At 64.9% G+C, this 21,430-nt stretch carries 20 protein-coding genes; 1 reads left to right on the plus strand and 19 read right to left on the minus strand.

Annotated features, from left to right (window positions below; all coding sequences use genetic code 11):
• Positions 1-5: 5 nt before the first annotated feature.
• The 15 genes from ACQR1B_RS06185 to ACQR1B_RS06255 form a co-directional block, all read right to left on the minus strand.
• Entirely contained in the window at positions 6-968 is a 963-nt protein-coding gene (locus tag ACQR1B_RS06185) for a TauD/TfdA family dioxygenase (protein ID WP_434837132.1), read from the minus strand.
• 86 nt (positions 969-1,054) lie between these two features.
• Positions 1,055-1,777, minus strand: a complete 723-nt coding sequence (locus ACQR1B_RS06190) for a thioesterase II family protein (RefSeq protein WP_434837133.1) — start codon at positions 1,775-1,777, stop codon at positions 1,055-1,057.
• Positions 1,778-1,796: 19 nt separating this feature from the next.
• Positions 1,797-2,027, minus strand: a complete 231-nt coding sequence (locus ACQR1B_RS06195; protein WP_434837134.1) for an MbtH family protein — start codon at positions 2,025-2,027, stop codon at positions 1,797-1,799.
• A 338-nt stretch (positions 2,028-2,365) separates the two neighbouring features.
• A complete protein-coding gene (locus ACQR1B_RS06200) occupies positions 2,366-4,687 on the minus strand; it encodes a TonB-dependent receptor (RefSeq protein WP_434837135.1) in 2,322 nt (773 codons plus the stop codon).
• Positions 4,688-5,341: 654 nt separating this feature from the next.
• A complete protein-coding gene (locus ACQR1B_RS06205; protein ID WP_434837136.1) occupies positions 5,342-5,638 on the minus strand; it encodes a hypothetical protein in 297 nt (98 codons plus the stop codon).
• Positions 5,635-6,765, minus strand: a complete 1,131-nt coding sequence (locus ACQR1B_RS06210; RefSeq protein WP_434837179.1) for a PepSY-associated TM helix domain-containing protein — start codon at positions 6,763-6,765, stop codon at positions 5,635-5,637. The genes ACQR1B_RS06205 and ACQR1B_RS06210 overlap by 4 nt, the downstream gene beginning before the upstream one ends.
• 510 nt (positions 6,766-7,275) lie before the next feature.
• Positions 7,276-8,160 carry an intradiol ring-cleavage dioxygenase gene (locus ACQR1B_RS06215; protein WP_434837137.1) on the minus strand — a complete coding sequence of 295 codons (885 nt, stop codon included), beginning with the start codon at positions 8,158-8,160 and terminating at the stop codon, positions 7,276-7,278.
• An 18-nt stretch (positions 8,161-8,178) separates the two neighbouring features.
• Positions 8,179-9,933: an FAD-dependent oxidoreductase gene (locus ACQR1B_RS06220; RefSeq protein ID WP_434837138.1), complete on the minus strand. Its 1,755-nt coding sequence runs from the start codon at positions 9,931-9,933 to the stop codon at positions 8,179-8,181.
• 23 nt (positions 9,934-9,956) lie between these two features.
• On the minus strand, positions 9,957-11,018 hold the full coding sequence (locus ACQR1B_RS06225) for a branched-chain amino acid ABC transporter permease (protein WP_434837139.1): 1,062 nt from the start codon (positions 11,016-11,018) through the stop codon (positions 9,957-9,959).
• A 10-nt stretch (positions 11,019-11,028) separates the two neighbouring features.
• The gene (locus ACQR1B_RS06230) at positions 11,029-11,892 is read right to left on the minus strand and encodes a branched-chain amino acid ABC transporter permease (protein WP_434837140.1); all 864 of its coding nucleotides are present in this window, start codon (positions 11,890-11,892) and stop codon (positions 11,029-11,031) included.
• Positions 11,889-12,596: an ABC transporter ATP-binding protein gene (locus ACQR1B_RS06235; RefSeq protein ID WP_434837141.1), complete on the minus strand. Its 708-nt coding sequence runs from the start codon at positions 12,594-12,596 to the stop codon at positions 11,889-11,891. Before ACQR1B_RS06235 ends, ACQR1B_RS06230 begins: the two co-directional genes overlap by 4 nt.
• A complete protein-coding gene (locus tag ACQR1B_RS06240; RefSeq protein WP_434837142.1) occupies positions 12,596-13,315 on the minus strand; it encodes an ABC transporter ATP-binding protein in 720 nt (239 codons plus the stop codon). Before ACQR1B_RS06240 ends, ACQR1B_RS06235 begins: the two co-directional genes overlap by 1 nt.
• 23 nt (positions 13,316-13,338) lie before the next feature.
• A complete protein-coding gene (locus tag ACQR1B_RS06245; protein ID WP_434837143.1) occupies positions 13,339-14,619 on the minus strand; it encodes an ABC transporter substrate-binding protein in 1,281 nt (426 codons plus the stop codon).
• A gap of 41 nt (positions 14,620-14,660) precedes the next feature.
• Positions 14,661-15,731: a maleylacetate reductase gene (locus tag ACQR1B_RS06250; protein ID WP_434837144.1), complete on the minus strand. Its 1,071-nt coding sequence runs from the start codon at positions 15,729-15,731 to the stop codon at positions 14,661-14,663.
• Positions 15,728-16,600 (minus strand): dioxygenase, encoded by an 873-nt coding sequence (locus ACQR1B_RS06255; RefSeq protein ID WP_434837145.1) that lies wholly within the window; start codon positions 16,598-16,600, stop codon positions 15,728-15,730. The genes ACQR1B_RS06250 and ACQR1B_RS06255 overlap by 4 nt, the downstream gene beginning before the upstream one ends.
• 96 nt (positions 16,601-16,696) lie before the next feature.
• On the opposite strand from ACQR1B_RS06255, the gene ACQR1B_RS06260 reads away from it, so the two are divergent.
• Positions 16,697-17,644: a LysR family transcriptional regulator gene (locus tag ACQR1B_RS06260; protein WP_434837146.1), complete on the plus strand. Its 948-nt coding sequence runs from the start codon at positions 16,697-16,699 to the stop codon at positions 17,642-17,644.
• Between the two features lie 68 nt (positions 17,645-17,712).
• On the opposite strand, the gene ACQR1B_RS06265 is transcribed toward ACQR1B_RS06260, so the two are convergent.
• Genes ACQR1B_RS06265 through ACQR1B_RS06280 form a run of 4 tightly spaced genes read right to left on the minus strand, consistent with a single transcriptional unit; the run spans position 17,713 to position 21,383 of the window.
• On the minus strand, positions 17,713-18,456 hold the full coding sequence (locus ACQR1B_RS06265; RefSeq protein ID WP_434837147.1) for an SDR family NAD(P)-dependent oxidoreductase: 744 nt from the start codon (positions 18,454-18,456) through the stop codon (positions 17,713-17,715).
• Positions 18,457-18,495: 39 nt separating this feature from the next.
• Complete coding sequence (locus ACQR1B_RS06270) at positions 18,496-19,290, minus strand: SDR family NAD(P)-dependent oxidoreductase (protein ID WP_434837148.1); 795 nt, start codon at positions 19,288-19,290, stop codon at positions 18,496-18,498.
• 39 nt (positions 19,291-19,329) lie between these two features.
• Positions 19,330-19,668 carry an NIPSNAP family protein gene (locus tag ACQR1B_RS06275; protein WP_434837149.1) on the minus strand — a complete coding sequence of 113 codons (339 nt, stop codon included), beginning with the start codon at positions 19,666-19,668 and terminating at the stop codon, positions 19,330-19,332.
• Between the two features lie 11 nt (positions 19,669-19,679).
• Positions 19,680-21,383 (minus strand): FAD-dependent oxidoreductase, encoded by a 1,704-nt coding sequence (locus ACQR1B_RS06280; RefSeq protein WP_434837150.1) that lies wholly within the window; start codon positions 21,381-21,383, stop codon positions 19,680-19,682.
• Positions 21,384-21,430: the final 47 nt, after the last annotated feature.

Genomic DNA, 21,430 nt, shown 5'->3' on the forward strand with positions numbered 1-21,430 from the left:
TGCGCTCAATTCAGCCGATGCGCCTGCGCCATCGCGACGATGACCCGGCGCGGCCCCTTGAACGGCTCGCGCGCATGCGCCGTGAGCATGTTGTCGAGCATCACGACGTCGCCCGTCTGCCAAGGAAAGATGATCTTGTGCCGGTCGAGCACGCCGCGGACCGCGGCCAGCGTCTCGTCATCGATCGGCGAGCCGTCGCCATAGAAGGCGTTGCGCGGCAATTCCAGCGGATCGCCGACGATGTCGAGCAGGCTTTCACGCACCTCCGGCGCAAGACTGGAGACATGGAACAGATGCGCCTGGTTGAACCAGACCGCGTCCCCCGTGAACGGATGCACCGCGGTGCCCTGGCAGACCTGCCGCGTCCGCAGCTCGTCGCCATCCTTCCATTCGCAGACGATCGCATGAGCCGCACAATAGGCCTCGACCTCGGCCTTCGAGTCGGTGCCGAACACCTGCCGCCAGTCGACATCGAGTCCGCTGCCATAGTTGCGGACATACATGACTCCCTGCTCGGCGAACCGGTTGCGAATTGCGGCGGGCATGTCACGGTAGATCAGCCTGCTGTCGGCGACGGGAGTCTCGCCGCCCTGCTGCGCCGCCTGCTCGCAATAGAACCAGATCTTCATCGGCCAATCGCGCGTATAGGCCTGCTCGTTGTGCAGCGGAATGCGCTGATGCGGCGGATATTCCGTCGATGTGTAGACGCCTGAACTGACCTGCGATCTCGGCGTCGAACCGAATTCGTAGGAGAGCAGCGGATGGCCGAAGCTGCCGGCGAAGGCCCTGAATGCTTCGGCGCCGCCGAGGTGAAAGCCGCGAAACAGAATTCCGCCGCAGATGGATAGCTGACGCTCGATCATGTCACGGACCTCCGCAACGGCCTCCGTCAACGGCTCCTGCTTGCGCTTCGCCCGCAGGACGAAAGGCAACGCGTCATCCTCTATCTTAAGTTGTGTCGCGAACATGATGTCTCCTCGCCCTTGGTTGTTCAGCACCGAAGTCCCGTCACCGGCCGACGGCCGGCCCTTCATTCAGCGCACGCTGCGCGATGTCACACGCCGGCGGCAGCGAGTTGCGGCCGCTCCTGACGCGCCAGCACGGCAGCAATCAGGTTCAACAGCTCGGCCTGCCGGCCATGGATGAAGAAGTGGTCTCCCGCCAGCATGTCGAGCCCGAATGACGCCGACGTCTCGCCACGCCACGCCTGCAATGCCTCCGCGCGCGTCTCGTCGCGATCGCCGCCGAAGACGCGGATCGGACAAGGCAAAGGCCGCCGTCGCCGATGAACGTAGTTTCCGCACATCAGGAAGTCGGCCCGGAGAACCGGCAAGGCCGCTTGCATGATCTCCCGGCTCTGCAACGCCTCCTGCGGCGTTCCGTTCAGCCGCAGCAGTTCGGCCCGCAAGGCGTCGTCGCCGAGCGGCACGCGCCATCGGCTGTCGTCGCGCATCGCCGGCGCTTCCGTTCCTGCCACCAGCAGCATCTGCGGCGTCTGAACGCCGAGCCCGAGCAGACGATGAGCGATCTCGAAGGCGATCAGGCCGCCGAGGCTGTGCCCGAACAGGACAAAGGGCGACGCCAGCGTTGCATCCACCAGTTCGGCCGCAAGCTGATCGGCCAACGCAGCAGGATCCTCGTGCAACGGTTCGTCCATCCGCGCGCCGCGCCCTGGCAGCTCCAGCGGAACGACATCGATCCAGGACGGCAGGCTTCGCTTCCAGCGCGCGTAGATCGTGGCGCTGCCGCCGGCATAGGGCAAACAGATGAGCCGCATCGCAGCCGTCTCCCTCTCGTCAGGACCCGGCCGATGCGAGAGAGCTGTCCTCCATGAACTTGCGCAGCGACAGCGGCCGCATGTCGGTCCATACCTGCTCGATATGGTCCAGGCACTCTTTCTTGCTTCCGGTGACGCCTATGGCCGTCCACCCGTTGGGAACGTCCTTGAACGTCGGCCAGATGGAATATTGTTCTTCGTGGTTCACGACGACGGTGAAGGTGACGTCGTCTCTGTCGAAGACCATCATGCCCGGCTACTCCTACTAACAAGCGACGGCGGTTAACTACGAGTAATGCAGTTGATAGTGACAGTCAAAAGGATACCGTCGATCCAAGTTTTTAATCCCTCCAAGGTGAGGCGTCGACGACGATTCAACATGAGGATGTATCGATGCCAACCCAATGATACATCGCTCCGACCGTCCCCACGTTGCGTCGACGATTGCGGGTCACACCAATGCGATCGACCTCGATCGCGCCGCTCTTACTAAAAATTTAAATCAAACACACTCGCGTCGATCGGACGAACGGGGCCGCCGCACATTGCCTTGCGGCGGCCTCCTCATCGTCAACTCACATCGCCGACTTAGAAATTGAACGTCGTGGACACGAGGTAGGTCCGCGGCGCTCCCAAGGTGATCACGCCGCTATAGGCGGACGCCCAATACGCCTTGTTGAAGACGTTCTCGACGCTCGCCCGCAACACGATCGGTTTGCCGTTCCAGGGCGAGGTGAAGGTGTAGCGCGCGCCAAGGTCGACGCGCGTCCAATCGGGAAGAGAGAGCGTGTTCTTCGTGTCGACATATTGCGCCCCCGTGTAGACGACGCGCCCCGTCAAGGTGAGATCTCTCACGAACGGCGTATCCCATTCGGCACCGAGATTCACCGTGAGTTCTGGCACGCCGACCGCGCGCTTGCCGTCGGTGGCGCCGCCCGAAGTCTTCTCCTGCACGCCGTGGATATAGGCGACGCCGCCGAGCAGCCGCAGCGTGGGCATCACCTCGCCGAAGACGTTGAACTCGGCGCCGGTGTTGCGCTGGATCCCGTTCATTTCCTGAGTGAGCACTCCAGCCGTCGAGGTGGTAATGACGCTCGGCTTTGAAATATCGAAAGCGCTAACCGTCGTGGTGATGCGACCGAAGTCGACCTTGATGCCGGTCTCGACCTGCTTGGTCTGCCCTGGCGGAAACACCGTGCCGGAATTCGAATAGCCGGTGGCGGGGACCACGACAGGCGTCTGCAGACCCTCGATATAGTTGGCATAAAGCGAAACATGCTCAACCGGCTTTACGACCAGCGCGTAGGCCGGCGTCCAGACGGACGTATCGGAGAACGGCCGGCTTCCATTCGGCGAGACCAGGTTCGTCACCTCGGTCCCTGCGGTCTGGCGACGCACACCCACCGTCAGCTGGATCCGCTTGTTGAGGATGGACATTGTATCGGAAACACCGATACTCCAGAGATTCGCGCCGATGATCTGTTCGGTCAGGTTCGTGAAAGCCGGCATGGTCACGCTGGTCGGTTCGGTGTAGAGGTTCCACGAACGCGAAGAGCCGGTCACAAGGTGCTGACCGTAGGTGCGATCGGTGACGGAATAGCCTACGTTGACCGCATGGTTCACAGGTCCCGTATCTACGGTCGCGCGGATCCCTGCCTCGCCTGCCAGCGTTTCATACCGTTCGCTGCCCGTTCCGGGATTCAGTACGGTAAGGTTGCCTGTGTTGCTGACCAGATTCGGCGACGGAAATCTGTAGTTGATATTACTATCGTGATACCCGAACGAGGCATAGGCCGTGATCTTGTCGTTTAGATCCACCTCTCCTTTAACCGTCGAATAGAAATCCGTCGGTACGTAGTACGCCCACGGCACTTGGACGTTAGTTTCCGCTGCGGGCGGCGCCGGAATGCTGGTAACTCTGGTTGTGTCCACGCCAAAGAATCTCAGCGGCGGCCTCAGATTGTGGGCCTGATATCCCACATCGGCATCAATGCGGACGTTTTCGCCATGATAGTCAACCGCAAGATGAGCGTTGCCCAACTCATCGGTCTGCCGATTCCAAGGTGTGTCTCCGTTCGAGTAGCCGCCGTTGAACCGGACACCCCACTCCTTGCGCTCACCAAACCGGCGGCTGACGTCCATCTGCTCGCCGAACTGCGACTTTGAGACGTAGGTCGTCGTCAACTGCGTGATATCCGCCTCAGGCGCATGCTTGGTCACCAGATTGACGCTTCCGCCGACGGCACCACCGCTGGACCCGCCCGTGCCACCCACGGTCATGCCGTTGAGCAAAGCTGCCGGTCCCTTGAGCAACTCCACCCGCTCGATAAAGTTGGCGGACGTCGAATAATTCGGAGCGATGCCGGCCAGCCCATTGAGCGCATAGTCGCCACTATCATACTGAAACCCGCGGATGAAGAGGCCGTCCGCGCCACCGCCGGCGGCCATGATCGTGCGTACCGAGGGATCATTGATCAGCACGTCGCGAATCGTGCGGGCCTGCTGGTTCTGGATCAGCTGCGAGGTGAAGCTCGTCTGGTTGAAGGGCGTATCCATCACGCCGCGATTGCCGAGCAGGCCGAGCCCGCCGCCGCTGGCGACCTGGCCGCCGGCATAGGGTGACGGCGGGGCGCCGATCGTGCCTGTCGACGGCGTCACGTAGGGAACCGGAGCTCTGGGAGGCAGATTGCGGGTGGCGACGCGCCGCTGCGCGTTGCGGGTCGGCGTCGCCTGTGCTCGCTGGACGGTCTGCCGGGTCTTGGGTTTCGGTGCGTCAACCGTCACGTCAGGAAGCTGGGTCTGAGCGAATGCCTGCTGAACGCCCCCGATACCCAGCGTGAGCGCCAATGAACTCACGACGCCCAACGAAATCGTCAATCTGACGTCTCTATCCTTCACGCGACAAATCATTCCGACACCCCATCATTCCAAGTTCCAACTTGGTTCGTCGGCGCTCCTAACACACAGGTAATCGAGGATGGCGTCACGGCGCGTAGAACTCGTCTAACGAGAGACGGCATAGTACGCGCATGCGATTCAAGAGATTGTAGTTAAAGCGAGATTTTTGCCGCAGATCGTTCTTCGAAGCCTTCCAAAGAAGCGCAGAGACCAGCGACATCGCCGCGTCTCTCGGGCATCACTCGGCGACGATCCGTCATCACTCAAATTCGCGAGTGCGCGTCGGATCGATCAGGATCAGGGGCGCAAGTCTCCTGAACCCTTTTTACTAATCAGTCCACACATTTCTGATTGAATTTTGCTTCGCGCGCGCCACACACCCGATCAGCCGCGCTCACCATTGCGACGGTAGGAGGCATCCGACGTTTCTGATTGTTTCGCGGCCACGAACAGACACGAGCAATCGCCCCCTTTTTCGGGACGGAGCGCTCGTGGAATCGATTGACGAGGCCGCACCGCGGCCGGCGACGCACGACGGCGCGCATCCGCTCATGATCGATCGAGCAAGGGAGTTCGACGGATCGATCGCCATGCCTTTGCCTGCGGCACGCGGTCGCGCCGAGCTTCGTCGCAAGGCCGGAGCGCTGCGACGAGGCGCCAACGAGGCTACGGATGCTTGCCTTCAATGCGGGAAGGCCCGATCACCCGGAGCGGAGCGTCCCTTGCCTCGGCCTGAACGCTCGACGGCGCCGACTTGAGGCCGACCTTCCGCCTCGCGCCATAGATCAACGACAGCACGATCGGAATTGATAGCCCGAGCCAGCACAGACCGTCCCAGACACCATCACCGAACAACCCGAACGCCAGGCCGGCCGCCGCGACGAGACCGACCAGCAGCGGCGCGCGAAACACCTGCCATGTCGAGAGCTGCGGAACGCGCGACGGCTCTGCCGAAGACCTCATGGCGACACCACGGCCGGCGCGCCGGATGCAACGACGGCCGCAACCTTGCGCCTGCTGCCCCGGCGCTTCGCCACCCACAGATAGAGACCACTGCAGAGCACGATGATGGTGATCACGTCGAGCAGGGCCCAGATGATCTTCAGCGGGAGCCCACCGTAGTCGCCAAAATGCAGCGGCCGCGACACCTGCAGGGCGCGCAGATACCATGCCAATCCCGGCGCGACCATCTTGGTGCTGTCCTGGGCGTCGACCAGCACGGGCGTGAACATGCGCGCCGTGAACGGCGTCCTGCCCTTGGTCCAGACGATCAGATGTTGCGGGCTGCCGAACCGCGCCGTGGTCGGCATGGTCACGGATGCGACCAATCGATCCGGCAAAGCGGCGCGGACGGCGGCGACCGCGGCTTCGACGGACTTCGCTTCGGCGAGCGGCTTGCCCTGATAGGGCGCGAGCAGCGCCGGCAGGGTCTGCGCACGCCAGAGATCGAACAGCGGAACGGCGAGCGTGTTGATGGTGCCGGTCACGCCGACCGCCAGCGCCCAGCTCACCGTGACGATGCCGAGCAGATTGTGCAGGTCGAGCCATTTCAGCCGCGCCGAGCGATCACGGACCGTTCCAAACTGCAGGCGCCGCATGAACGGCCAATAGACGACGATGCCGGAGACGATGGACGCTGCGAAGATCAACCCCATCAGGCCGAGAAACAGTTCACCCGGAAGGCCGGTGAACATATCCCGGTGGATGCGCAGGATGACGTCCATGACATCCTGGTGCGGCGCCTCTTCGCCCAGGATGGCGCCCGTGCGCGTATCCACGGTCAGGCGATGAAACTGGCCCGGCACCGGGATGGCCGTCGGCGACATCGCGACCACCACCACTGGCTCGGCCTGCTTCACGGCCACGAACATCACATGCTGGTCCGGCAATTGCTGCCTGGCCGAGGCGATCAGGCGATCGAGCGGCAGCACCGGCGTGCCCGGCGGCATCGCAGGCGCGGAGATCTCGTCCTCGAGATAGTGACTGATCTCCTCATGGAAGATCAGCGGAAGCCCTGTCAGACACAACATCAGCATGAACACCATGCTGATCAGCGACGTCCATGTATGAACCTGAACCCACAGCCGCATTGCGCTCGAACCCACCCTGCTTCACCACCACGCCGCCTGGGATCAGACCGCGCCAGTCGACTCGTTCGATATCGATCCGTCGGCCACGATTGAAAAACGGCAAGATCCGGAAACGAGCAGACAAGCAAAATCCTGCGCCCGACAGGCGCAGGACGCTCGACCTCCTCTGAGGCGCTGATGGCGTGTCCTGGAGCTGTCAAAACGACAAGGACGTCCGCCGCTCAAATCAATCGTGAGCCTGCATCATGCTGAGCCTCGCGCAACGCATCAAATGGATTCGGGGCTGTCACGACTGGAATACCTTTAAGGTAGCGCATGAAATATGGCCGCCCCGGCGCACGTCACATGCGCAAGGCGAGCGCTTCGGTGTTCGGCGTGGGGCGGATTGTTGGAAACCCGGCAATGCGAACTTCCGCCGGACGGAAAAGCGGCAAGCTGCAGGACGTCTCTGCCCGAATGCGCTGGTTGTCACGCAGCGTTCGAGCAGGACGCAGAGGGCAATTCTCGGGCCTATGACTTTTCGGCCGCGAGAACGAAGTCGAACTGCGTCTCCCAGAACGGATTGGCAAACGCGAACTGCCGCGCCCGTTCGGGATCATCGACCTTCTCGAACGTCGCGAGCAGGCTCTTCTTGACGCCGAACACCGCGTCCGAGTCGATGTAGCGATCGTCAGGATCGAAGATGTGGGTCGTCAGCGTCTCGAAGCCGTCCGCGGATATGATGAAGTGCAGGTGCGCGGGCCTGAAGGGATGCCGTCCGAGCTTGCCCAGCAGCTGGCCGACCGGGCCATCGTCGGGGATCGGATAGAAGCGCGGCTTCACCGCGCGGAACCAGTAGCGGCCGGCATCGTCGGTGCGGAACACGCCGCGCAGATTGAAGTCCGGCTGCAGGCCCTTCTGCTGCACGTCATAGAAGCCGTCATCGTTGGTCTGCCAGACGTCGAGCTTGACGTTCGGGACCGGGCGTCCTGCAGTGTCGCGGACGATGCCGGAAATCACCATGTCCTCGCCCTTGTGGTCGAGGCAGATGTTGCTGCCGAGCGGCAGTTCCGGCGCATCGTGCACATAGAACGGCCCGAGCACGGTGCTCTCCGAGGCGCCAGCCGGCTTGCGGTGATTGATTGCGTCAACCAGCATCGAGACGCCGAGCGTATCGGACAGCAGGATGAACTCCTGGCGCCAGTCGGTGCACATCTGCCCTGTCCGGGTCAGGAACATGATCGCCTCGAACCACTCCTTCTGCGTGGGCTCGATCTCCTTCACCGCTTCATGCAGCTTGCGGGTGATGACGGCCATCACCTCCTTGAGCCGGGCGTCCTTGGCGTTCTTGTTGCGTCCGATCACGATCTCGGCAGAGTTCTCTTCCGTGAAATAGCCCTGCTCATGATCATCCATGAGTTTTTCCTTTCCGCCTCAGTTTGAAAGAATCTGCTTGAAGACACGGCGCAGTTCCGCGACCGGATCCTCGGCCAGGGTCTCGCGCCGCCAGCCCACGTGCTGATCCGGACGCGTCAGCACGATGCCGCCGTCCCTGACCTCGCGCAGCCGACACCAGTCGCCGTTGAGATCCTGCCACGTCTGCCGCGGCCCGATCACATGGGCGTCGATCTCGATGCCGAGCTCCTTGCCGACCGTCTTGGCCGCCGCGGCCCAGGCCTCGCCGCCGATGCCGGTGAGCACCGTAAATTTGCCGTGCCCGGCGAGGTCGAGCGTCGAGATCTTCTCGCCATCCCTGCCGAACAGCCAGGCGTGCGGCAGCCGGGCGCCGGGCCACGTCGTCTGCTGGAAATGCAGCTCGGGGTCCTTGCTGAACCCTGGTTCCGTCTGACCATCGGTCACGATCGCCTCGGAGCGGTAACGGTGATTCATCTCGACGCCGTGCGCATCGAACTCGTAGACCTTGCTGGCGATGGTCTCGCGGATCCGGGCGCGCTGTTGCTCGGCGTTGTCGGTGCGGTCACAGCGCGCATCCATGTTCTGCTGCATCTTCACCGGATCAATCGAGTCGAGCAGGCCCAGCGCCTGGAAGATCGGGCCGAACTCCTCGATCGACTTGTTGGCGCGGGTGACGATCTGTTTGGCGATCGGCGCGCGCTCAACCGTGTAGCTGTCGAGCAGCTTCGGGCCGGCGCGGTCCTTGATCACATAAGCGAGCTTCCAGGCGAGGTTGAAGGCGTCCTGGATCGAGGTGTTGGACCCCAACCCGTTCGACGGCGGGTGGCGGTGGATCGCATCGCCCATGCAGAACACGCGTCCGTTCGAGGTCTTCGTCGCATACATGTTGTTGACGGTCCAGGTCGACACCGATTGTAGCTCAATCTCGAGCTCCTGGTCGCCGACGAGGTCGCGCGCCACCTTGATCGCGAAGGCTTCGTCGACGTCGGGCGCCGGCTGGTTGATGTCGTAGCCCCACACGATCAGCCACTCGTTCCAGGGTCGGACCATGCGCACCAGCCCCATGCCGATGCCGCCGACATCGGCGCCGGGCTGCACCACCCAATACAGCACGGACGGCCGATGCGCGACGTAGCGCGACAGATCCGCCTTGAACAGGATGTTCATCGAGCCTCCGACGCCCATCTTGCCCTCGAACGGCAGCTCGGCGTGTTGAGCCACCAGCGAATTGCCGCCGTCGGCGCCGAGCAGATATTTCGAACGCACCGTGAGCGTCTTGCCGGTCAGGCGATCGAGCAGCGTCGTCGTGACGCCGTCCGCATCCTGCACATGGCTTTCGTAGACCGTGGACATGCGCGCCTGCGTGCCGCGCGAGCACGCGGTCTTGAACAGCAGCGGCTCCATATAGGTCTGCGGCAGGTCGTTCATCTCAGTCGGCGAGGACAGCTGATGCTCGGCGCGCGACAGCGGATGGGTGCCCCACGTCTTCAGCCGGCCGATCTCCTCGCCGGCCAGCGAGGTGCAGAACACGTTCTCGCCCATGATGTCCTGCTCCGAGGCGAACATGTAGGCCTCGTCCTCGACGTCGCGGCCGAGGTCGCGCAGCACTTCCATGGTGCGCTGATTGGTGATGTGGGCGCGCGGCGTGTTCGCCAGCCATCGGTAGCGGTTGACCACCATGTTCTCGACGCCGTAGGTGGACAACAGCGCCGCAGCCGCAGAGCCGGCCGGGCCGGTGCCAATGATGAGAACGTCTGTCGTGATGTCGGCCATCGGGCCCTCCCTGTCGTTTGTTGTCAGTTGTCGAATGATCCGCCGCGCAGCAGGCGGCGGACCGGTAGCAGCTGGATGCCGGTCCGGCTCGCGAACAGGCCCCACAATCCTTGCGGCGCGAACAGCATGATGACGATGCCGATCAGCCCCAGCGCCAGCAGATAGATCGAGCCGAAATCGGCGAGCAGCTTCTGCAGTGCGAAGAAGATCAGCACGCCGACGATCGGGCCTTCGATGGTACCGATGCCGCCGATGACGACGATGAAGATGACATAGGCCGTCCAGTCGATCACCGAGAACGCGGCGTCCGGCGAGATCCTTGCCTTCTGCACATAGATCAGCGCGCCGACCAGTCCGGTCAGGAAGGCGCTGGTCAGATAGACCATCGCTCTCAGCCGCCGCGCATCGACGCCGATCGCGCGCGCGGCCTCCTGATTGTCACGCACGGAGGCCAGCGCGAGGCCATGGCGCGAGCGCAACAGACGATAGACCGTGAAGATCGTCGCGACAGCGAGCAGCAGCGCCAGCCAATAGCAGATCACGTCCACCGCCTGCGCCGGCCGGACGCCCAGCAGGCGCTGCACGAAATCGGTGCCGAACATGGCCCGCGTGGCCGTGCCCGGCAGCGAGGTGCCGGTGCCGCCGCCGAGCGTCTTCCACTGCGCCACGACGAGACGAACGATCTCGGCGACCACCCAGGTGCCGATCGCGAAATAGGCGCCCTGCAGGCGGAAGACGAAGAAGCCCGCGGGGATGGCGAGCAGCGCCGCGGCGACGCCGCCGAGCAGGATCGCAAGGAGCGGATCGAGCCTGAGCAGGATGACGCCGGCAAACATCAAGTAGGCGCCGACGCCGACGAACGCCTGTTGACCCACCGAGACCAGCCCCGCGTAGCCGGCCAGCAGATTCCAGCTCTGCGCCAGCACCAGCATGGTCAGGATGAAGAACAGATCCTGCAGGATCGCGCGCGACAGATAGACCGGCGCGATTGCGCCGGCGACGACGATCAGCGTTGCGATCAGAGCGAAGACCGTCGAGGCCTTGGTCCTCGTCTCGACGCGCCAGGGGATGGTCCGTCCGTGCATCGTCGTGCTCCTAATCGACCGCGCGCGGGAAGAAGCCGCGCGGACGGACCAACAGCACGAGCACGAAGGCGATATGTCCGGCGAGGATCTGCCATTCCGGATTGATCGCGCCGCCGATCGTTTGCGCGACGCCAAGGACGACGCCGCCGGCCAAGGTGCCCCAGAGCGAGCCGAGGCCGCCCATGATGACAGCCTCGAAGGCGTAGATCAGGCGGGCCGGACCGATGGTCGGGTCGAAATTGGCGCGGGTGCCGAGAAACACCGCGGCGATGGCGACGATCGCCATGGCGATGCCGGTTGCGACGGCGAAGGTGCGATGCGGCTTGATCCCCATCAGGCCGGCCGTGACAGCGTCATCCGACGTGGCACGGAAGGCGCGGCCGAGCTCGGTGCCGTAGAGCACACGGTTCAGGATCAGGATCACGGCGACGGCGGACGCGAAGGTCAGCATCGGCATCACGCCGATATTGAGGGGCCCGATGGCGACCGATGCGGTCTCCAGAACACCCGAAGGAATGCGACGGCTGTCCGCCGAGGAGGCCTGCAGCAGCCCGTTCTGAAGCACGACAGAAAGACCGAAGGTCACGAGCAGCGGCGGCAGGATGTCGGGACCGAGGGTGCGGTTGAGCACGTAGGATTGCAGCAGCCAGCCGATGCCGAACATCACCGGCATTGCGATCAGAACGGCGACGAACGGGTGGAGGCCGAGCGTGCTGACGAGCACGAGGATCAGATAGGCCGCGAGCACGATCAGGTCGCCATGCGCCAGATTGACCAGCCGCATGATGCCGAACACCAGCGACAGGCCAGCGGCGAACAGCGCGTAGAGGCCGCCGAGCAGCACGCCCTGCAGGATGGTGTCCGCCCAGTTCATGCATGCGCTCCGAAATAGGCGGCATGAATCGCGTCGCGGCTCAACTCCGCCGGGCGCCCGGTCAGAGTCACCCTCCCCTCCATCATGCAATACAGCCGGTCGGCAACCTTCATCGCCTGGCCGATATCCTGCTCGACGATCACGATCGATGCGCCGCTGGCGCGGATCGCTGGAAATGCCGCGTAGATGTCCTTGATGATGATCGGCGCCAGCCCGAGGCTGAGCTCGTCGCAGAGCAGCACGCGCGGGTTCGACATCAGCGCCCGCCCGATCGCCACCATCTGCTGCTGGCCACCGGACAGCGCGGTGCCCGGCGTATTGCGCCGTTCCTTCAGCACGGGAAACAGCTGGTAGATCGTCTCCAGCGACCACGGCCCATCGGTAGCGCGGCCGTAACGGCCGATCAGCAGGTTCTCCTCTACCGAGAGCGACGGAAACAGCTTGCGTCCTTCCGGCACCATCGCGATGCCGAGCCCCATCACCTGCGGCGCGCTCATCGCGCCGATCGGACGGCCCTCGAACAGGATCTGATCCGCGCCATTGCGCAGCACGCCGGAGATCGAACGCATCAGGGTCGACTTGCCGGCCCCGTTGGCGCCGACGATGGCGATCGTCTCACCGGCTTCCAGCATCAAATCGACGCCGAACAGCGCCTGGAAATCGCGGTAGAACGCCGTCAGCCCATGGGTTGCGAGCAGCGCCATCAGACCTCGATCCCCAGATAGATCTCGCGCACCGCGCTGGAGGCCATGATCTCCTCAGGCTTGCCGATGCCGATGACCTTGCCGAAATTGAGCACCAGCAGCCGTTGCACCACGGCGTTCAGCGCATGCAGCACGTGCTCGATCCAGACGATGGTGACCCCGGTGTCGTGGATGCTGCGCACCGTCTCGACGAGAGACTGGCATTCGGCCTCGGTCAGACCGCCTGCGATCTCGTCGAGCAGCAGCAGCTTCGGATCTGTGGCGAGCGCGCGGGCCAGTTCGAGCCGCTTCCTCTGCAGGAGGCCGAGGCCGCCGGCGAGCATATTGGCGCGATCGATCAGTCCGGTCTTCACCAGGATCTCGGCGCAACGGTCGGTCACCTCCGACTCTGCCTTGCGTGATCCCATGCTTGCTGCCACCACGAGATTCTCGAACACGGTGAGCTTCTCGAACGGCTGCGGGATCTGGAAGGTGCGTCCGACGCCGGAGTGACAACGCGCCATCGGCGGCATCCGCGTGACGTCGGCCCCGTCGAAGGCGACGCGGCCGGCATCGACGCGGAGATTGCCGGTGATCAGGTTGAACAGCGTCGACTTGCCGGCACCGTTCGGCCCGATGATGCCCAGCGCCTCGCCCGGCGCGACGCTGAAGGTCACGTCGTCCGTGACCTTCAGCGCGCCGAAACGCTTGGCGACATGATCGAGCTCGAGGATGGGCACGTCGGATGCTCCGCATTCGATCGTCAGGCGATCAGCTCCATCTTCCCGCCCGCGGGGATGTTCGGCGCGGTCTTGTTGTCGGTGATGACGAGGTCGTAGCCGCCGCCGTCCTTGAGGCGCCACTGTCCGCCGACCAGCGGCGTCTTGCACACGTTCTTCGCCGCGAAGGGCGGCAGCTTGGCGCCGTTCCAAGCGATCGGGCCGACGATCGTATCGAGCTTGGTCGCCGCGACCGCCGCAATCATCGTGTCGGCATTGGTCGGATCATCGACCCGCTTGAGCACGTCGGCCGCGATCTCGAACAGCGCGTGTACGAAGCCGATCGGCTGCGTCCAGGGCCGCTTCGTTGCCGCCGTGAAGCCGTCGGCGAGCTCCTTGGCCGACGCGCCTGTCAGCGACGACTTGAATGGATGGCTCGGCGTCCACCACACTTCGGAGGACAGGTTGTGGCCCTGCTTGCCCAAGGCTTCCACGGCTTGCGGGAACAGCAGCGCCTTGCCGATCGAAGCGATCTTCGGCGTAAAGCCCTTCTGCTTGGCCTGATTCCAAAACGTGGTGAAATCCGGCGGGATCATCACGCCGGTGACGATCTCGACATTGCCGGACTTGAACGCGTTGATCTGCGCGGAGAAGTCGTCCGACAGGTTCTGGTAGCGGCCTGGGTCGATCAGCTTGTAGCCCTTCTCGGTCAGCACCGGCGGGAAGCCGACCTTGCCGTCGCCCCAGGCATTGCCGTCGCCGTCATTGGGAAAGAGACCGCCGACCTGCTTGTTGGTCGAGAGCTGCGCCCACATGTTGGTGAAGACGGCGATCACGTCCTCGAGGCCCCAGAAGAAATGATAGCTGGAGCTGAACGGCTTCCATGATGCCGGATCGCCGGGATTGCCCTGCTGGCCGATGAACCAGGGCTGCCAAGGCGCGACAGTGGAGATGCACGGCAGGCCCTCGGACTCGCAGGTCGTCGACACCGGATTGGTCGTCTCCGGCGTCGAGGCGACCAGCATCAGATTGACCTTGTCGCTGACGATCAGCTCCTTGGCGACCTCGGCAGCGCGGTTGGGATTGGACTGGCTGTCCTTCACGACGACCTGGACCTGAAGCCCGGCCGATTTCGCTGCCGAGAGGAAGCCGTCGATGATGAACTTGTCGGCCTCGGCGAACGCAGCCAGCGGCCCACTCTGCGGGCTGACATAGCCGATCTTCGCCGCCTTGCCCGCGGCGAGCGCGGGCTGGAAGAGCGTATCGGTGGCGGAGAGCAGGCCGCCCACGGCGGCCGTCTCGAGGAGCCTTCGTCGCGTGATCATGTCTCGTTTCCTTCCTGTTTTATTGTTGGATGCCGGTCGTTCTAGAACGGTGGTTCAGTGCCTGCCCACGCATCCTGCAGCACTGTGCGAATCTCGGCCATGCCGAACGGGCGTGGGTTGAAATAAGGATTCCGCGCCGCGATTGCGGCGGCGCGATCCAGATCGGACTCGGTCAGGCCGAGATCCCGCAGCCTGGTTGGCGCGTCAAGCCGAGCCGCAAAGCGATGCAGTGCCTTGCCGGGCGTGGCGCCGCCGAGCGCGTCGGACACCGGCTTCAGGAGATCACCGACGGCAGCAGCGTTGAAGCCGATGGTGTGCGGCAGCAGGATCGCATGCGTCTGCGCATGCGGCGTATCAAAGCCGCCGCCGAGCGTGTGGCAGAGCATGTGATGCAGCGCCATCGAGACGCCTCCGAGCACAGCGCCGCAGAGCCACGCGCCATAGAGCGCGTCGGCGCGGGCGCTCTTGGCCGCGGGGTTTGCCAAGATCGCAGGCAACGCGCTGGCGAACGCCCTGATCGCATCGGCGGCCATCAGCGACAGGATCGGATTGCGATCGGCCGCATAGAGCGCCTCCGCCGCGTGCGCGATCGCATTCAGGCCCGACGACACCGTCATCTCCTTCGGCAGCGTCAGGGACAGGTCGACGTCGTAGATCACCGTTTCCGGCAGGATCGCTGGATCGCGCCGCGTGGTCTTCTCGCCGCCGCTTGTCTCGCCCAGGATGTCGGTCATCTCAGATCCGGCATAGGTGGTCGGGATCGCGATCTGATCGGCGCCGGTGCGCAACGCAATCGCCTTGCCGAGGCCGATCGACGAGCCGCCGCCGAGCGCGATGACGCAGTCGGCCCTGCTCTGCTCGAAAGCGGCGATCGCCGCGCGCGTGACGTTGACCGGCGTATGCATCACCGCGCCGGCGAACACGCCGGCGGTCGCGCTGCCGAGGCGATCGGCCAGCGCTTCGACGTCCTTGCGCTGCTGCGGCGTCGCGAGCAGCAGCGCGCGCTTGCGGCCCAGCCGATCCATTTCAGAAGCGAGTTGCGCCAGCGTGCCGGATCCGAACACGACACGCGACCGGATGCCAGGAAAGACGAAGGCGCGGGCGCTGGTCATATCATGTTCCTCGTCCTCGGCGCGCGCGCCATCACGAAGCTGAAAGAAAGGCGCCAGGGAACGTCCTTGCGCTTGGTGCGCTCGAAATCGGCGAGCAGAGTCGGCTTCACGCAATGCAGCGCATCTTCGGTGGCCGCAGCCTCGGCCCGGTCGAACAGCTGGGTCGTGATCTGCTCGAAGCCGTCCGCCGAGATGATGAAGTGGATGTTGGCCGGCCGGCGCAGCGGGCAGCCGAGCCTGCCGAGCAGCTTGCCCGCAGGGCCGTCTGTGGGGACTGCGTAGCTCGCCGGCTTGATGGTGACATAGTTGAACGAGCCATTGGGATCGGTGGTGAAAATGCCGCGGAGATTGCAGTCGGGCTGCTCGTCCGGCTGCTGGTTCTCGAAGAAGCCCTGCCCGTTGGCCTGCCACGTCTCGACGATAGCACCGGCAATCGGGTGGCCGTCGAGATCGACCACCCGGCCCTGAACTGCGAGCGGCTCGCCGACCCCGTCGAGACAGATGTTCGCGCCATTGGCCCGGCGCGGCGCGTCTGCACGATAGAACGGCCCGCGCGGTGCGTTCGGCGTCGCGCCCGGAGGACGGCGGCTGTTGATGTCCTCGACCAGCGCGGTCGCGCCGATCAGATCGGCCAGCAACACCCATTCCTGACGATTGTCGGTCGTCGCATCGCCGACGGCGGCCAGATAGGCCATCACCTCGCGCCACTCGGCCCTGGTCGGGCGCAGCTCGCGGATCAGCTGATGGACGTGGCCGACGACGGCGATCAAGCCGGTCGCGAGCCTCCCGCTGCCGGCGCGCGCAATGCGCTCCGCCACGGCGTCGCTCGACCGCTCGCCGCCACGATCGATGGGCAGTTCCTGCCGCATCGCTCCTCCCCAAACGCGTTTCCCATTTTGAGGCACGGTAGCAGGGCGCGGCTGGAGCATTGATGATTTATCTGTGACATAATATAGCGAATCGCTATGAAGATCGACGAACGCCATTTGGTCCAGCTCGCGGCCGTCATCAATGCGGGCGGGGTCACAGAGGGCGCTGCGCTGCTCGGCATGACGCAGCCTGCCGTCTCCCGCACGCTCGCCGCGCTGGAAAAGCGGCTGGGCGAGCCGCTGTTCGTGAAAGGCCGGCGGCCGCTGCGCCCGACGCCGTTCGGCCGCGCGCTGGCCGATCACGGCCAGGCCATGCTGCTCGCCTCCCGCAAGGCCTCCGAGCTCGTCGACAATTTCCGCCTCGGCCGCGCCGGCACCGTGCGGGTCGCGGGCACCCAGTTCTTCATGGACGGGCTGATCTCGGGCCTGATCGCCGAGTTCCACAACGCCCATCCCGACGTACGCGTGATCCAGAGCTACGGCTACATGCCCGACCTGCAGGAGGCGATCCGCGCCGACCGGATCGATCTGGCGATCTGCCCGGTCGACGTCCTCGACGGCGACGATCTCGAATTCCAGCGCATCCTGCCCGGCCGCAACGTTGTCGCCTGCCGCGTCACCCACCCGCTGCTGCTGAAGCGCAAGCTCAGGGGATCGGAGATCTTGGACTATCCCTGGATCGCGCCGCCGCCGAACAGTCCGCTGCAGGCCGACATGCGCGCGCTGCTGCTGTCGTTCGGATCGACCGGCGTCAGCGTCCCCTATGTCGGCGGCTCGCTGGCGAGCGCGATGAACTACCTGAAACGGACCGACGCGCTCACGATCCTGCCGCACGGCGTCGTCTTCGCCTATCGCAAGGAGCGCGAGATCACCGCGCTGCCGCTGCGCGTGCCTCACCCCGAACGCGCGCTCGGCATTCTCCGGCTCGCCGGCAGCCCGCAATCACCGGCCGTGGCGGCGTTCTCCGACTCCGTCGCGAAAGGCTTCGCGAGCCTTTCGGACCTGATCCGGCGCCACGAGCAATCGGTGATCTGGAAGGCGTGAGCGGCGCGCCGTCGCGATCGCCCAACTCGATCATCAACATCCAATCGGCGCCGGCAATGGCGCGCGAACTAGATTGCCGTATAGCCGCCGTCGGCGTTGATGCACGCGCCGGTCACGATCGAGGCGCGGTCACTCGCCAGAAAACCGACCACCTCCGCAATCTCCTCGGGCCGGGCCAGGCGCCCGATCGGCTGGCGCACCAGCATGGCTTGGCGCGTCGCCTCCGGAAGCCTCGCGAGCAACGGCGTGTCGACATAGCCCGGCGAGACGCAATTGGCCCTGATGCCGCTGCGCGCATAGGTCAGCGCGACCGAGCGTGTGAGATTGACCACCGCGGCCTTCGCGGCCGAATAGGCGTTGCTGTTCTCCTGGCCGACATGGCCGAGGATCGAGGCCATGTTGACGATCGCGCCTCCGCCGGTCGCGCGCATGGCGCGGGCGGCAAACTTGTTGCAGATCGCCACCCCCGTGAGATCGATGTCGATCACGCGCCGCCAGTTCGCGAGGTCGAGCTCGTGAATTGGCGACTTGCACTCGGGGATACCGGCATTGGCGACGAGACAATCGAGCCGGCCGAAGCGCGACACTGCCGTCTCGATCAATCTGGCGACGCTCGCCTCATCGGTCACATCGACGCGCTGGAAGGCGGCCTCGAAGCCTTGCGCCGCGAGGTCTGCTGCAAGGACTCCGCCGCTGTCAGCGAGATCGCCGATCATGACCTTGGCGCCCTCGGACACGAACAGGCGCGCGATCGCAGCTCCAATCCCGGAGCCGGCCCCGGTGACGACGGCGATCTTGTCCTTCAGCAGCATCGATTTCACTCCATGGCCGCGGCGGGCATTGCCCGAGATTCAGCCCGGCTCGAAACCGGGGCGGGGAATGACGCCCATCAGCGTCTTGGTGAAACCGCCATCGACGATGATCTCCTCGCCGGTAATGTAGCTCGCACGTTCGCTGGCGAGGAACACCACGGCATCCGCAATGTCCTCCGGCCGGCCGATGCGCTGCGCAGGCACCAGCCTGCGTCGCGCGTCCAGAACGCCCGGTGCCTGATAGATTCCCTCGGTCATCGGCGTACGGATCATGCCGGGGCTCACGACGTTGCTGCGCACGCCGCGCGGCCCCCATTCCACGGCAAGCTGGCGGGACAGCATGACGACACCGGCCTTGCTGACGCTGTAGGCGCCGCTGTAGCTCTGCGGGCAGGACGCCGAGATCGAGGCGACGTGGACGATTGCCCCCGCCTTCCGTTCCAACATCGGTTCACCGAACACCCGCGCGCAGCGCAGATAGCCGGTCAGGTTGAGCGACAGAACACGATCCCATTCCGCCATGGTCATGCCGTCGAGGCCGCCGGGCAGCATCGTGCCGGCATTGTTGACCAGAATCGCCGGCGGCCCGACCTTTGCCGCCATTTGCTCGGCGACGCGCGCGACCTCGTCATCGCTCGTGACATCGCAGGGGAAGAACGCCGCGCGGCCACCCTGGTCTCGGATCTCGGCTGCAACTGCCGATGCTGCCTCGTCGCGATCCAGCACGACCACATCGGCACCGACCGCGGCGAGCCCCAGCGCGATGCCGCGTCCGATGCCCGCGCCGCCCCCCGTGACCACCGCGACCTTCGCGGCGAGATCAATCCATGCCATGGCAAACCCCGAAAGCGTGAAGATGGAAGAATGCGTGCTTCAGCTCGCCAGGCCGGCAAGCGACGGCAGCGCGATCCTGCGGATCAGCCGGTTCTCCTGCGCAACGATCAGATCCTCCGATGCCTTGAGATAGGCGGGCCAATCGGGATCCCTGTCGCGCGCTGCATGCCGGCGCTCGAACTCGCCCATGTCGGCAAAGCCCCAGAGATGCACGATCTGGTTCAATGGGCCGACCGCGCTGGTGAACATGCCGAGCGGACGCCCGAGATATTGAAGCTGCACAGGCATCGCGAGCCGGTCGAAAACGTCGATGAACTCGGCCATCTTCCGCAGGCGTATGGTGTAGACGCGCAGGTCGACGATCGCAGGCTCGGTCATCGGAGGCTCCTCTAGGCTTGCTGGCCGGCGAGATGGCGGCCGGTGATGTAGCCGAACGTCATGATCGGCCCGAGCGTGATGCCGGCGCCGGGATAGTTGCCGCCCATGATCGAGGCGCGATCATTGCCGACGGCATAGAGCCCGGCGATCGCCGTGCCGTCGGGGCGCATCACGCGGCCGACCACGTCGGTGGTCAGGCCGTCGAACGTTCCGAGATCGCCCATGATGAGCTTCAGCGCGTAGTACGGCCCGGCGCCGATCGGGGCGACGTTGGGATTCGGCTTATGCTCGGCGTCGCCGAGATAGCGGTTGAAGGCCGTCGCGCCGCGCTTGAACGCGCGGTCGATCCCGTGCACCGCGCCCTCGTTGTACTCACGCACCGTTGCTTCCAGGCCGGCGGCATCGATTCCCACGGCCGCAGCAAGCTCGCGCAAGGTCGCGCCGCGGCTCAGATAGCCGTTGCGCACGAAGGTGCCGACGGGTACCGGCGCCGGCTTGGCATAGCCGAGGCCGTATCTGCGGATCGTGGCGTGATCGCAGATCAGCCAGGCCGCGGTCTCCCCGCCGCCCGCGCCATCGGCGATCATCGCCGCGCCGACGTCGTGATAGGATTCGGACTCGTTGGTGAAGCGGCGTCCTTGCCTGTTCACCGCGATCACGCCGGGCTTGTAGCGGTCGACGAGATGCGGAAACACGCCGGTGCGATGCCCCAGCGGCACGCGCGACACCGGCATCCAGGCCGCCGCATTGGGAAAGCGGATGTCGCAGCTGCCGCCCGCCTCCTCCGCCATGCGGATGCCGTCGCCGGTGTTGGCCGACGGCGTCGGCGACAGATGTTCGCCGCCGCGGGCCAGGTGCGGATAGGCGCGCGCGATGCGTGCCTGATCGTGCGGAAACCCACCGCTTGCCAGCACGACGGCGCGGTGTGCCGTGATCTCGTATTCGCCCTCGGCATCGCTGACGACCGCGCCTGCGACGGCACCGTTGCGGCTGATGAGCCGTTGCGCCGGCGTTGCCGTGAGCAGCGGGATTTTGAGGTCGAACACCGTCCTGGCAAGCCGCGCCGCCAGCGCGTTGCCGCTGGTGATCTTGACGCCGCGGCGATAGCGCGCGAGATCCCAGAGATGGCTCGCAAGCCGCTTGGCTACGTAGATCGCGGAGGCGAGCGAACTGGTGACGCGGAAGAAGTGCTTCAGCTCGTCGTTGGACGAGTTGAACATCATGCCGATGAAGGTGATGGTCTCGAGCGGCGGCCGCAGCCTTCGGATCTCCGCGCCAAGCGCGCGGGCGTCGTAGGGCGCCGCGGTCACCGAGCGGCTGAGCTTCGCGCCGCCCTCGACGTCCGGGTGATAGTCGGGATAGGCCGACAGCACGAATTTCGCTTCGGTCTCGGTCTCGAAGAAGTCGAGCATGCGCGGGCCGGCGTCGAGAAAGGTGTCGATCGCGGCATCGTCGAAATGGTTGCCGGTCTCGTGCTGGAGATAGATGCGCGCCGCCTCGCGGCTGTCGGTCACCCCGGCATCGCGGGCATGACGGTTGCCGGGCACCCAGAGCACGCCGCCGGAGAAGGCGGTGGTGCCGCCGAAATACTCGTCCTTCTCGACGATGATCACATCGAGCCCGGATTTGCGAGCGGTGATCGCGGTGGACAATCCGCCGGCACCGGATCCCACCACCAGTACGTCGCACGACCGATTGCGCTGTGCTCCCGGCATTGGCATCTCCCTCTCAGGCCGCCGCTTATGCTGCGAACGCGCCGATA

The organism is Bradyrhizobium oligotrophicum (genome assembly GCF_051168495.1).
Taxonomy (GTDB): Bacteria; Pseudomonadota; Alphaproteobacteria; order Rhizobiales; family Xanthobacteraceae; genus Bradyrhizobium; species Bradyrhizobium oligotrophicum_A.